Genomic DNA, 14685 nt, shown 5'->3' on the forward strand with positions numbered 1-14685 from the left:
TTATTGCCTCGCTTCTACATATTTTATAATTCCGTACAAGTTTTATTTAATATTTACAACCCGCTCTGGATGAGTATATACATTTAAAGATTGATTCCGAATGAAACCTATTGTAGTAATCCCCAATTCTTCTGCTAGCTGCAATGCTAACTCAGTTGGAGCGGATTTTGACAATATTATTTCACAGCCAATTTTCGCAACTTTTAATAGAATTTCAGAAGATATACGGCCACTAAAAACAATAATTTTATCACCAATAGAAATGTTATTTTTTAAACAATAGCCGTACATTTTATCTAAAGCATTATGTCTTCCTATATCCATTCGGCTTAAAATAATCCCATTCACATCGCATAAAGCTGCATTATGAACGCCGCCTGTATGTTGAAAAGTAGCCGCAGATTGCTGCATATCATTCATTAATCGAAAACAATCCTGAGTAGTGATCTTTACGCGAATATCATTCATCTTCTTCGCAGTCAGCGCATCGTTTGCGAAAACAAATCCTTGCCTACTCATTCCACAGCATGAAGTAATATAACGTTTATTTTGGATGTCACGATAATAAGGATTGATTTTTGTCGTTTTTACATGTACATATCCTTCTTTCTCCTGTACCCATATTTCATCAATATCTTCATACTTTCGGATTATACCTTCAGAGGCTAAAAAGCCTATTACCATATCTTCAATATACTCTGGAGTACTAACCATTGTAACAAATTCCTGTCCGTTAATTTTAACCGTCACTGGAAACTCTGTTACAATACTGTCCTCTATTTGTTTAAATTCCCCTTGTTCATAACGAAAAATTTCCCGTTCCACCTGTATCGATTTCACGATCAGTATCCTTCTCTCACGTTATATTTTTATCAAAGACAAAGACTGAAACTGCAATATCTTCTTCCACTTTCATATCCGAAAACAGATGAACTAATTTTGCCCCAACAAGTTCCTCCAAATGTTCACGAGAATTGACAGCATAAACCTCCTGAATCATTTTCGTTCGAGCCATATGAACCATTTCCGCACCATCCATAGTTCCCGAAATGAATTTCTCAGTAGGTGTCAAATTTCCATAAAGTGTGGCAATAGCCATATTCTCAGCAAATACAGTATGAATTCGTTCCGGCCCTTTTCCGAACAAATCTTTTCGAAGTTTTCGTATCATATCATTAAATTCATGCACCATTTTTGACATACTTGCATTCCTCCCCGATTCATTAATAATACTTTTCAAATACTACTTCATCATAAATATTTTAACAAAATGACCTTTTCGTCTAAATTATTCACTCAAATAATTAAACGAAAAGGCTCATCTTTTGGAATTATTTCAAACATGCATACAACATATGAAATAATATTATTGTTGCTTACCTATTCGTCTTTTAACCCTTTACCCATACCTTTTAAGAAATGAAGACCGAATCCGATAGCACGGTTAATATCTGGATCCTTAAGTACCTTCATAAGGTCCAGTATTCCTACTTTTTTATTACTTTGCAGATGCTGATTACCTTCATCCATGCCTGTTAATACACTACCTACAAGCTTTTTAGTAAGTTCCGGATTAAGCTCTGTTAAAGCTCCTGCAGCGCCCATCATATTATTAATTAAATTTGTAACTGGTTCACGAGTGACTTGTCCTAAAACAATTTTTGCAATTGGTTCTTTCGCTTTAAGCATAGAATTTGCAGCTTCCAGCATCCCAATATCATTCAGTTCACCTACAATATTAAACATTTGATTTAAAGCTTCTTCATTATTAGCTAGAAGTTCTTTTAAATCTTCTAGCTTTTGTTGCTTTTGTTCTTCCTCAGTTAGCCCCTGCTTCTGGATCGCCTTAATAGGTGCTGCCATATTCTTTTCTCCTCCCTAGTTATCCGTTAAATGTACGTATCCTGGACGAGCCCACTTACGATTTACCTCAATCCCATTTTGAGGATGACGCTTTTTGTTACGTGGATTCGCTTTTGGCATCGGATTTTCACCTTCTACTTGTAACACTTCCATACGAACCTTCGTTTGTTTATATGCAGGTGTATTCGTACGTTGATCGACCGCCGGACCAGTTAAGAAATTAATCGCCGATTCTTTATCAGTTGAGTTCATCGGTAAATAAAGCTCATTTTCTTTTACGCGATCCGTTACAAGTGCACGTAATTTAAGTGCTCCAAAAGGAGAAACAAGGCGCACTAACGAACCAGTTTTAACTCCACGTTCTTTTGCAAGTTCTGGAGAAACTTCAACGAATACACCAGGCACTTTCGTTTGAATACCAGTTGATTTATTTGTCATATTACCTTCATGGAAATGTTCAAGCATACGACCATTATTAATGTGAAGATCATATTCCGCTGGGAATTCAGCAGGACGTACCCAATCAGCTAGCGCAAAACGAGCTTTTTTGTCTGGGAAGTTAAATCCATCTTGGAAAAGAAGCGGCGTATTCGTTCCTTCAAAGCTTCCCCAATGGAAACTATTCCAGCCTTCAAGTACTTCATAGTTTGCTTGTGCGAAAAGTGGCGATAAACTTGCCATTTCAGCAAAGATTTCACTTGGATGACTATAGTTCCAATTTGCGCCTAATTTATTTGCAATCGCTTGTACGATCCACCAATCTGGTTTCGCATCACCTAGCGTTGGAAGAACTTGATATAATCTTTGTACACGACGCTCTGTATTTGTGAAAGTACCTTCTTTTTCAAGAGATGGTGCTGCTGGTAACACTACATCGGCGTATTGAGCAGTTTTAGAAAGGAAAACATCTTGAACGACAAAGAATTCAAGACTTGATAAAACTTCATGTACATGATTTGCGTTAGAGTCTACAAGGGCCATATCCTCCCCAACTAGATACATTGCTTTCATTTTCTCTTCTTCAATTGCGTGAAGCATTTCAATGTTATTAAGACCTGGTTTGTTATCAATTTTTACCCCGTAAGCTATTTCAAATTTCGCACGTTCTACATCGTCAGTAACGTGCTGATATCCTGGAAGCCAGCCTGGGAGAGTTCCCATATCACAAGCACCTTGTACGTTGTTATGACCTCGTAGCGGATATGCACCAGCACCTGGGCGACGATAATTTCCTGTTGCAAGAAGTAAATTTGAAATCGCAGCGGAAGTATCTGAACCACCCGTATTTTGCGTTACACCCATTCCCCAAAGAATACAAGTACCATCTGCGTCACGAATCATTTCTGCCATTCTAACGAGAGTTTCTTTTGAAATGCCTGTAATCTCTTCTGCATATTCAAGCGTATATTCTGCAAGACTATCTTTGAAGTCTTCAAAGAAGTTTACATTCTCGTCGATGAACTGTTGATCATGCCAACCTTGATCAATCATATATTTCGTAACAGCCATTAACCATACTTGATCTGTTCCTTGCTTTGGACTAATAAAGATATCTGAACGCTCTGCCATTTCGGTTTTACGAAGATCTGCAACGATTAGTTTTTGACCGTGAAGTTTATGCGCACGTTTCACACGAGTAGCTAAAACTGGGTGGCCTTCTGTTGGATTTGAACCAACGATAATAACAAGACCTGATTGTGCAATATCTTTAATCGTTCCGGCATCTCCGCCCATACCAATCGTACGGAATAACCCATCTGTTGCTGGTGATTGACAATAACGAGAGCAGTTATCAATGTTGTTCGTTTCGAATACTTGTCGAGCTAATTTTTGAATAACATAGTTGTCTTCATTCGTAATTTTAGAAGAAGAAATAAAACCTACAGAACCACTGCCGTACTCTTGTTTAATAGATCCTAATTTATTTGCCACTAATTCAAGTGCTTCTTCCCAAGTTGATTCAACAAATGTTCCATTTTTACGAATTAAAGGCTTAGTGAGTCGTTCTTCAGAATTTACAAAATCCCAACCAAATTTTCCTTTTACGCAAGTAGAAATTGCATTAACCGGCGCTTCAGAAGTTGGTTGGACTTTAAGAATTTTACGTCCCTTCGTCCACACTTCGAATGAGCACCCTACACCACAAAACGTACATACTGTTTTCGTTTTCTTCGTACGAGTTTCACGCATCGCAGCTTCTACTTCTGATATAGCGAAAATACCACTGTATCCAGGTTCCACTTCTTTTATAAGATCAACCATAGGCTCAAGTATGTCCGGCTTCAGCCCAGTCATAAATCCAGCTTCACCAAGCATCGATTTTTCCATCAAAGCATTACAAGGGCAAATAGTTACACATTGACCGCAGCTAACACATGAAGAATCGTTAATATCCACTCCATCGTCCCAAATAACACGAGGACGTTCCGCTTCCCAATCAATAGATAACGTTTCATTTACTTGTAAGTTTTGACACACCTCTACACATTGACCGCACGCAATACACTGATTAGGATCATAGCGATAAAATGGATGAGACATATCAACCTCACTTGCATCTACTTTTGGCTCGTAAGGATATTTTTGATGCTCAATTTCCATTAATTCTGCCGTATTATGCAATTTGCAGTTCCCGTTATTGTTGTCACAGACCGTACAATAAAGTAAATGGTTTTCTAATAAGCGATCCATCGCCTCCGTTTGTGCTGCCTTTGCACTAATAGAGGACAACTCAATATTCATACCGTCCGTTGCTACTGCCGAGCAGGATCGCACAAGTTTTCCATCAACTTCTACAATACAAGTATCACATGTTTGAATAGGATCCACTTCAGGCACATAACAGATTTGTGGATGTTCAATCCCGTTCTCATTAATGATGCCTAATATAGTTGAACCGGGCTTAGCACTATATTCTTTGCCGTCAATTGTAATATGAACCATGCTGTCATTCATGGTCTTTCCCCCTTTTTGAGAATAAAAAAAACTCCACCACGAAAATATACGCACCGAATTAATAGGTACGCTATCATCATGGTGGAGTAGTTTATTAGCACATCTTGCTAAAATACCAATCCATTTATTCATAAGTAAAATGATAGATTCATAACAGGTCATATCACGATTCCATCTTTAACACTATAATTATAGCGTTTAATCCAAAAATACACAATATAAAAATGATAAAAAAGTCACGGCACTCAATGCTCTGACTTGTTTGGATATATTCGTTTAATCACGAAGCCATGCATTGACAAGCATAATTCAACGCATGCTACTGAGCTTTCGGTGAATTAACTTTGCAGTCTCCATCCGTTTCAACATAGGGATAAGTGTTCCTGTATCCAGCCTTCACCGTGCTTTGTTTGCTTTCCCAAAGTACCAGAGGAACAAGATATTACAGATGAGTCAAACTCAGTTCTTTGATAGCTGTAGGACTAATTATTTATTTTTGTTATTCTCGCAATAAAAGTTCACTTAATAATAAGTATTAGCTCACATAAAAAAATAAATGTAACTTAATTTTAAATACACGGTTATTTATTAAGCTAAAGGATTTCTTATAAAAAATCCTCCAGCTTTTTTATAATCATAATTTGAATTAGCAAACTTTGATGAAACATATCTTTGTACAACAAAAAGAAAGCATACATCTGCATTTTATGCAAAGTTATACTTCATATCACACGTTGTTTTATATTAGAATCAACGTGCAATGCTATTTTATTATTTTTTAAATGGCTTTATTATTTGTTAAATACCTTTTTAATTCGTGAACATTAATTCCCCAAATAAAACCTTTGTATAGTTATTCTTATTCTGAATGGCTTATATTGTCTTGACGCAAGATATACGAAAAAAAGCACTCCATCTTGCTACAGAACCTTTTTACCTAGTAAAGAACTTTTTTATTAGCTGACAACTCTCACTTCTCAAACACAAAATTGATTTTATTCTCTTTCCACTCTAATTTCGCATCAAAAGTTTTATCATTCTTCTTAAAACCTTTAATTAAATCTGTTTGTTCACCTTTTAATAACTTAGTCATATTCTTTTGCGATATTGTTTTCCCTAATATTTTTTTTGAAATCGTGAAATCACATTGTGTTGTATTATAGTTCGAGCACCCATAAAAAGTTGATTTATCGATTATATCACCATCACATTTTTTACATTTCCCTACTTTTTTACCTGTTGTAAACTTCGATTCTTTACGTTCAATCGATTCAACATGTAATCCAGTAAAGTCCCACTTCTCAGACATTTCAATCGCATCTTCAATAATTTTCGCTGATAGCTTTTTCGTTTGTTCCATAAAGGTTGCTGGAGAAGCTATGCCTTCCCCAATTTCAGCAAGACGCTGCTCCCACTTCGCAGTCATTTCTGGAGAAGCTAAAATTTTATCACCAATTGCGGTAATTAATACTTTTCCTTTATCTGTTGCATACACTTGATTTTTCTTCACATCAATATACTTACGATCTTTCAGCATTGTAATGATGCCTGCACGGGTTGCCTCTGTCCCTAACCCTTCTGTCTTTTTTAATACTTTCTCTAGCTCTTCATTTTCTAAATATTTCCCAGCTGTCTTCATTAGCGTAATAAGCTGCCCTTCTGTATAACGCTTTGGTGGCTGTGTTTTTCCTTCTTTCACTTTCACCGTTACAACTTTCCCTTGCTCGCCTTCTGCTACGATTGGAAGAATGGTTTCATCTTCTTTATCATCTTGGAAAATAACTTTGCGCCACCCTTCTTGAATTTGCTGTTTCCCTTTTGAAATAAATTCAGCACGGCTATCAACAAGTGTTGTAATTGTTGTATAGTCAAAGATCGCAACTTCATAATGAGCCGCAATAAGACGCCTTACAATCATATCGTAAATTTTCTTTTCATCGCCAGATAGTTTATTTGGATTTGTCGCTTGTTCTGTTGGAATAATTGCATAGTGATCTGTAACCTTTTTCTCATTCACATATCGCTTATTATTCATAATGGACTCAATCGGCGCTGGTAATAACTCTTTATATTCTTCAAACTGGCTTAATTTTTGTAAGATGTCAGGGAACGTTGCTGCTTCTCCTTGTGTTACATAGTTAGAATCCGAACGTGGGTAAGACACAATACCTTTTTGATACAATGCTTGTGTAATATCAAGAGTCTTTTTTGGTGAAAACTTAAATGCTTTATTCGCTGTTGCTTGCAGTGATGATAAGTTAAATAAAAACGGTGGTTGAAACTCCTTCCGCTCCGTTTTCATTTCTTTTACTTCAGCCGGTTTATTTTGGCAAAATGCTGCAATTTTATTTGCCATATCAGGGTCTTTTAAACGGGACTCATTATCTTTCTCCCATTTCCCTTCATATTTCTTTCCTTCTATATTAAAAGTTGCAAACACTTCCCAAAACGGCTCTGATTTAAAGTTTTCTATTTCTTTTTCACGTTTCACAATTAAAGCTAATGTCGGCGTTTGTACACGACCAGCCGAAAACACATCATTCATTCCTTTTTTCTTTAGCAAAATACTAAAGACACGCGATGCATTCATCCCAACCACCCAGTCGGCACATGATCGTGTGTATGCTTCATAGTACGTATTGATTGTATCTGCTTCATCAAGTAAATTTTTAAATCCTTGATAAATCGCTTGCTTCGTTAAGGAGGAGATCCATAGACGTTTCATCGGTTTTTGCACGTTACAAAGATTGATAATATTTCGTACAATTAATTCCCCTTCACGCCCCGCATCGCCTGCATGAATAATTCCCGTCACTTGCGGATTATGTAACAGCTGTTTCACAACATTAAATTGCTTATACTTTGATTTTGTAACTTCAAATTGAAAACGTTCCGGAATCATTGGTAATGTATCGAGTGACCACTTTTTCCACTCAGCGTGATAATGTTCCGGATTACATAACTGCGTCAAATGACCAATTGCCCATGTACAGTAAGCTCCATTTGGAAATAACTCATTTGCTTCTACTTCTAAATAGCCGTCTTTTCGGCGATATTTAAATTGAGAAACAAGGGCCAAACCTTGATCTGGTTTCTCGGCTATGATTAATTTCATTTTATAACTCCCTATCTAAATTCCAATGCTACTTTCATTTTATCTCTGTTTTATAAGTGATGAAAAATATCTATCATTTTTATCATTCACAATTTATCTTATATTTTTTAGACCTATAATATTATACGCTTAACCTTCACACCTTCACAATAGGAGACTATATAAACCATAGATTTAATAAAGATATGGAATTCATATAGGGTGCGGGAGATCCAAAGAAAAACCATGCAAATAAACCATCTTTTGCGGAGAACCCGTTCCTTTTCCCTTAGATATAAGAACATCCCTTTAGATATTCGAACCTAAAGGGATGAAACCATGCAACTTTTTTACAAACACCGGGGCTTTATTTTAAGCATATTAACTTTATTTCAACTCTACACTAAAATTTGTTTTTGCATGCCCCCTATTTATATATATTTTTCCTTAAAAACAAAAAAATAAAAAATGATCAAAATTGCATTGATCTTATAATAATAAAGACAATTAATAGTTACCATAGTGCTTGAAGTTCCTAACCTTTTAACAATTAATCAGAAATTTTATACAGTTATTAACAAAAAAATAGTGTATATCGTTGATCATTGTTTTGAATAGGGACTCCAATACTGTTCAATACCATATTATCAAAAAAGCCAGTAGCAAATAAACGATTGGGATACGTTGCAATCCCACTGTATAGATTTCCATGTAGTACATTCTCAATCATCTCTTCACTAATATTGATTTTTTTAAAAGCATCTGCCTATCGTTTCCCTTGTTTTTATCCTCTATTTTGTTTGTATTTATTGGCTAAATATCTAGCATAGTGAATCGTATTTCTAACTACATCTAATTCAAGATTAAATATATTAGGTGCACCTGGTCTCCAATTTACTTCAAACAACCACAATTTTTGGTCCTCATCAATCCCAACATCAATTCCTAATTCATCAAATGATACACTGTCATATAAAGAATCAAAATGGTTAACAAAGCTTACTGCAAACCGCTCCAAATACCTTTGAATATTGTACCAGTTGTCATCAAACTCTGTTTTTAAAAAAATTTCTAGATACGTGCTATAACCACCACTACCCATATTTGATACAATGCTTCCCAATGGACGTATCCTTGGAAAAATTGAAGTAATGACCCATTTTCCTTCTCCGTTTCTTTGAACATGCAGCCTGAAATCATAAACATGACCAGTTTTCATTTGACATGAAATAAATTGTTGAACTAGGTAATCTTGTTCTTGTATTTTATGAGATATAAAGTCTAACAATTGTTTTTCATTAATAGATGAGACTTGCCCTGCCTCATTCATTTTGTAATGCTCTACCCCATATTTTTCAATAAAAACGATGCCCCCACCTTGATGCCCAGACATCGGTTTGATAATAACTTTTTTATAGCGCTTAATCATGTCAAAAAACTTCCTAGCATTAGTTAATTCATAAAAAGGAATAAGATATTGTTCAAACTCTTTTGCTTTTTTAATTCTGTTATATACACTTAATTTATCTCCAATTGAATGACTTGTGAATGGAATCCTATCGTATAGATAATCAAAGATTTTCTCAGTTTTATCACTAACAGGAGCGCTTGCATTATAAATGACATCGGGAAAAGAAAATTCTTTTTCAATCCACTCGCCGTTTTCATAGATTTTTCCTAAAATCGTTTGATTTTCTATTTTTACTTTCCCTGGGGTAAAGTAAAAGAAGTTGACACCTTCAGCTTTTGCTACAGCGGCACAAGCATATGCTCTCCTTACGTTTCTTGGATCTTCTCGATGATGAAGCATACCAATTATAGTCATATTGGTTCCCTTCCCCTCTTTCTAAAGTTCTTTTTCAACATACAGATCAAATTCAACTTATATATATTCATATCCTTTCCACATTTAACCAATTTCCAAAAGATTAAGAACAACCTTTGTCCCATTTTTATATTCTATTTATATAGATAACAGAGCTTATTTTATAAAAACAAGTAAAGATAGGGTGGGGTAAGATTATGAATACTATTGTTTTTATTGAAACAAATAAATCTGGATCGAGTAGGGAAGCAATTAAAGCAGCAGAGAAACTTAATTTCTTTACGGTTTTGTTAACAGACCAAAAAAGATTTCTTGAAGAACGAAGTGAATTTCCGGATGTACATCAGATGATATTTACCGATATAAATGATTATGATAATTTAATTACAGTAATCCACAATCTAAAAAAAACAGGGAAAAATATAAAAGGAATTTTTAGTTTTATTGATTATTTTGTTTATGTCGCTGCATGTTTGTCTGAGAAGTTCTGTAAAAGTATGATATCTACTGACGCAATTTATCATATGGAAAATAAAATATTGACCCGTAACGTGCTTAAGAATTTACCGATTTCACTCAATTATTTAATTTACAAACCAACAGAATCCTTATCATCTTTTCTTAAAACTGTAGAGATGAAATTTCCTCTTGTCGTTAAATCCCCTGAATCAGCAGGATCAAAAGATGTATTGTTGGCAAAGGATAGAGATCAATTAATTTCATCTATGCAAACCCTTTTAAAAAAACGACCTAATGAAGAAATTCTACTTGAAGAATATGTAGATGGACCTCAGTACTTAGTTGAAGTTTTAGTTCACAATAAAAAGGTTCATATTATTGCAGTGATTGAACAAGAAATTACATTTTTTGAACGTTTTATCGTCACTGGTTATTCTTTGTTAGGACAATTAGACACTAAACTACATTATAGTCTTCTTAACGCTATTCATTCTGTTGTACATGCTTTTGATATAAAAAATGGTGCTTGTCATCTGGAGCTCCGCAGAGTAAATGGTATTTGGAAGTTAATTGAGATAAACCCAAGGATATCAGGCGGAGCTATGAATCGTATGATTGAAGTTGGTCATGGAATCAACTTAGTACAGGAAACGATTCAGTTAATGTTAGGAAATAAACCTTCACTGAATAAAAAACATTATAAATATGTGTATACGCACTACTTAACAGTCGCTTATAGAGGGAAATTAATTCGAGTTACAGGAAAAAAGCGTAGCTCTAAATATCCTGGTGTAGAAGAAGTATATATAAAACCTAAAAAGGGAAGTATCCTAAAACCTCCTAAATCAATGGGGGGTCGGTGCGGCTACGTTTTAGCAGCATCATTTTCTAAACAAGAAGCTAAAAGAATAGCTTTAGAAGCAGCTAAAGAAATTTCTTTTGACATTGAACCAATGAATACAACAGCATAGATTATGCTGCATTCAAACGATACTCAAAATAAAAACGAAACCCTTATATATTATAGTGTTTCGTTTTTTTTATCGTATTTGTTATGACGTTGTTTCTTAAAACTATAAACTAATGATTATTTTTTTACCTCCTTAAACAAAAAGCTGGTCCTCAAAATTTGAAGACCAGCTTTTTTAACTCGCTTTAAAACCACCACCTAATACATCACGTACATCGTGAATGACAACGAATGCATTTTCATCTTTTTGGCTCACGACTTTCTTTAATTGAATGAGCTCTTGTTTATTGATGACAACATATAATACTTCTTTGTTATTTCCTGTGTAACCACCTTTCCCATCTAGTACTGTTACACCTCGTGTCATACTCTTCATAATGGATTCTCTGATCATGTCTGGATAGTTTGAAATAATTGTTACAGCAGTCTTTGTATTCAATCCTTCTACAATAAAATCAATAACCTTTGCACCGATAAATACCGCTACCAGCGTATACATCGCTTTTTCCTGCCCAATAATAAATACTGAACCTGCAATAACGACGATATCAATAATTAATACACCTTTTCCAACACTCCAACCTAAATATTGGTTTGCTAATTGTGCTATGATTGCAGATCCACCTGATGTACCACCTGCACGGAACATAAATCCTAAACCAACACCAACGAAAACACCCGCAAATAGAGCTGCTAACAATGTATCATGATTTACCGGAGTCGCTATATCTTCTGTGATATATAAAAAGAAAGATGAAGAGACAATACCAAGTATTGTATACACCATTGTCTTTCTATCAAAAAACTTATACCCAATTGCAAGTAATACTGCATTTATTAAAAGGTTTACAGTACCTGGTGACCATTCAAACAAATAATATGTAATAACTGTAAGCCCAATAACTCCACCTTCAGATAACCGATTTGGAATAGCAAAAAAGTTAATCCCAATCGCAAACAATAATGATCCTATTACGACAAGCGCTACTTCTTTCACTCTTTCATTTATTACTCTTTCATTCATTACTTTTCCCCCAATATATAGTTTCCAGCCTACTTTCAGATCAGAGAATCAAGCGAATTCTTTCCATTTCTCTGCATGCTTTTCTATCATTTCAATTAATTTCTTCATTGCAGGAGTTAACCATTTGCTTTTATGATATGCCAATTCCGTTGTAACGAAATCTTCACTATACGTCCATGGTAGTACACTTAGCTTGCCTTGCTCGATTTCTTCCTTTACCGTTATAAACGGTAAATAAGATATCCCTAGCCCACACATAACGGTTTGCTTAATCGCTTCAATACTCCAAAAATGAATATGAGAACAATTAATACCATCTTCTTTAATCCGTCTTTCTAACAAATCTCGGTAACTCCCTGGCTCTGTAAGCAACAACATTTCTCCTTCTAAATCAGCAGGACTAACGCTCACCTTTTTTGTTAGTGGATGTTTGGGCGGAGCAATAAGCACAATCTTCTCTTGAACAAGAGAATGAGTAACAATGTCTGTACCTAGTTGCTCCGGATGTGTAAATAAAGCGAAATCAAATTTTCCTGATTTTAGCTCATTGTGCAATTCTTGACTCTCTGATGGTTGTAAAATGATATGTACTTGCGGATACTTCCTTTTAAATTCATATAAAACAGCAGGTAATCGATAAATCATTAAAGACTCATTCGCTCCAATGCGTATTGTCCCTGAAAATTTCCCGTTCATTTGAGATGATTCCAATGCTTCATTTGATAATTCCAATATTTTATGCGCATAAGAAAGCATATGCTCCCCTACATCAGTTAAAATTACCTTTTTTCCAAGACGATCAAATAATGGATTTCCAATCTCTTCTTCTAATGATCGAATATGATTAGTAATTGTCGATTGCGTATACCCAAGTTGTTCTCCAGCCCGTGTAAAGCCACCGCTTTCCGCTACAATAATAAAAGTTTTCAAATGGCGCAGCTCCATACTTACTCCTCCTGTTGTACGATCATTCTTTTGTTTTATATAAAGCTAAAATATAATTTCCAGATGTTTTTCTTGTTATAACCATATCTTCATAATAATGAAAAAGTTAATATGTAGGTTACATAGTTTTCTCTTACGCAGAAATGCAGTCCATTGTTCACCGAGACACCAATAAAAATAATCATTCTCATGAAATTAGTTGGTTTTAGTAACAATCTCATATATTTTCTATTCTGCGAGCTTGAGCGATTCCCTAAAAAATCATTGATTAACTATCTAAACGACTTATTAAATCGAACGGTTTATGCACAAATAGCATTCCGAAAAGAAGGACAATTAAATAGCTGTTCCTGTGCACTCACCTAATCGCTATTATATATTTAGAATGCAAATAAATAAAATGAATTATTTTAATAGAAATCATTTATAAAAATGATGGATAAACCTAATGTAATCTAGTTAGACACCTTTTTTAAAAAAGGAGTGTCTTTTTCATTTACAACTATTGACATAATCAAAAAGAAATATCAAACTCATTATAAATTAGTGAGTTACTAATTTATAGTTAAAAGAGGTGAACAACATGAAAAATATATTATTTCGCATTAATGAATTAGCAAAAAAAGAAAAAGCTTCCGGACTAAAAAAAACTGAAAAACAGGAACAACAAATGTTAAGACAACACTATATGACAGAATTTCGCGGAAGTTTAGATTCCATTTTATTAAATACAACGATTGTAGATCCTAACGGGGAGAACGTTACTCCACTTGCTTTACAGCATGCACAAAATCGTATGAACCTTACAAATTGAGATCCAAAATCGATTCAAACGACCAATTTTACAAAATAATATCAACGTAAAAAGAGCCAAATTTCTATATTGAGAAATTCCGGCTCTTTTTGACATAGTTCTATGTCTACTACATTGTAATTCAAACACCATATCAATCCGCATATTTTTGTTTCACCTGTTGATATTTTTCCCATGTATCGATATCAAAAAATATTTTGTCATTTTGAGACAACAATGAAATTCCATTTATCGTAGGCTTCATAAAAATTGCACGTGCTCCTTCATCCCCTTTCAACGCTTTAAAAAACGGAAACACTTTCTTTGTAAATAAAACAGGAGGTTGCCTTACTCCCCTATAACTCGCTGCTACAAAATGAATGTTTTTATTTTGCTCATAGCAATCCATTATCTTATTAATAAATTCAGCTGTAACGAATGGTTGATCCGCCAAAAGAACAACCACTGCATCTACATTTATTTTTTTCGCCATTTTAACACCACACTGAAGAGAATATGACTGTCCCTTATCAGCGTTTGGACAAGAAAGAATATACACATTTTCACGGCACATCCTCTTTAATATCCACGTGGGGTCATTTGTAACAACAATAATATGAGAGAGCCTTGAAGAAAATGCCGCTTGTAACGCTATGTTTCCAAGTGGTTTCCCCTGTAATGGTAAGTATAATTTATTTATTCCTGGCCCCATCCTTCGACTGTTTCCAGCAGCTAAATATATCCCTGCAATCTTTAT

11 protein-coding genes are annotated in these 14685 nt (G+C 34.7%); 2 read left to right on the forward strand and 9 right to left on the reverse strand.

Annotated features, from left to right (window positions below; genetic code table 11):
• Window positions 1-42: 42 nt before the first annotated feature.
• The 6 genes from fdhD to JDS96_RS11235 form a co-directional block, all read right to left on the reverse strand.
• Window positions 43-840: a formate dehydrogenase accessory sulfurtransferase FdhD gene (gene fdhD, locus JDS96_RS11210; RefSeq protein WP_199666804.1), complete on the reverse strand. Its 798-nt coding sequence runs from the start codon at window positions 838-840 to the stop codon at window positions 43-45.
• 16 nt (window positions 841-856) lie between these two features.
• A complete protein-coding gene (locus JDS96_RS11215; RefSeq protein ID WP_000041501.1) occupies window positions 857-1201 on the reverse strand; it encodes a Na-translocating system protein MpsC family protein in 345 nt (114 codons plus the stop codon).
• 179 nt (window positions 1202-1380) lie between these two features.
• Window positions 1381-1863, reverse strand: a complete 483-nt coding sequence (locus tag JDS96_RS11220; RefSeq protein WP_003196878.1) for a helical membrane plugin domain-containing protein — start codon at window positions 1861-1863, stop codon at window positions 1381-1383.
• A gap of 15 nt (window positions 1864-1878) precedes the next feature.
• A complete protein-coding gene (gene fdhF, locus JDS96_RS11225) occupies window positions 1879-4818 on the reverse strand; it encodes a formate dehydrogenase subunit alpha (RefSeq protein WP_003206898.1) in 2940 nt (979 codons plus the stop codon).
• Window positions 4819-5788: 970 nt separating this feature from the next.
• A complete protein-coding gene (topB, locus tag JDS96_RS11230; RefSeq protein ID WP_098803418.1) occupies window positions 5789-7933 on the reverse strand; it encodes a DNA topoisomerase III in 2145 nt (714 codons plus the stop codon).
• A gap of 763 nt (window positions 7934-8696) precedes the next feature.
• Window positions 8697-9737 (reverse strand): YheC/YheD family endospore coat-associated protein, encoded by a 1041-nt coding sequence (locus tag JDS96_RS11235; RefSeq protein ID WP_199666805.1) that lies wholly within the window; start codon window positions 9735-9737, stop codon window positions 8697-8699.
• Window positions 9738-9934: 197 nt separating this feature from the next.
• Here JDS96_RS11235 and JDS96_RS11240 point away from each other — a divergent pair, with 197 nt between their 5' ends.
• Entirely contained in the window at window positions 9935-11167 is a 1233-nt protein-coding gene (locus JDS96_RS11240; protein ID WP_199666806.1) for an ATP-grasp domain-containing protein, read from the forward strand.
• Window positions 11168-11341: 174 nt separating this feature from the next.
• Here JDS96_RS11240 and JDS96_RS11245 read toward each other — a convergent pair whose 3' ends face one another.
• The gene (locus tag JDS96_RS11245) at window positions 11342-12190 is read right to left on the reverse strand and encodes a YitT family protein (protein WP_003196864.1); all 849 of its coding nucleotides are present in this window, start codon (window positions 12188-12190) and stop codon (window positions 11342-11344) included.
• 48 nt (window positions 12191-12238) lie between these two features.
• Window positions 12239-13135, reverse strand: coding sequence for a LysR family transcriptional regulator (locus JDS96_RS11250; RefSeq protein ID WP_003196862.1), 897 nt, complete (start codon window positions 13133-13135; stop codon window positions 12239-12241).
• Between the two features lie 583 nt (window positions 13136-13718).
• Between JDS96_RS11250 and JDS96_RS11255 the strand changes: the two genes are divergently transcribed.
• Window positions 13719-13949 (forward strand): DUF896 domain-containing protein, encoded by a 231-nt coding sequence (locus tag JDS96_RS11255; protein WP_018765396.1) that lies wholly within the window; start codon window positions 13719-13721, stop codon window positions 13947-13949.
• Window positions 13950-14082: 133 nt separating this feature from the next.
• Here JDS96_RS11255 and JDS96_RS11260 read toward each other — a convergent pair whose 3' ends face one another.
• Window positions 14083-14685, reverse strand: coding sequence for a nucleotidyltransferase family protein (locus JDS96_RS11260; RefSeq protein WP_078211539.1), 603 nt, complete (start codon window positions 14683-14685; stop codon window positions 14083-14085).

Origin of the sequence: Bacillus cereus group sp. N21, assembly GCF_016483395.1 — a bacterium.
GTDB classification, from domain to species: Bacteria; Bacillota; Bacilli; order Bacillales; family Bacillaceae_G; genus Bacillus_A; species Bacillus_A pseudomycoides.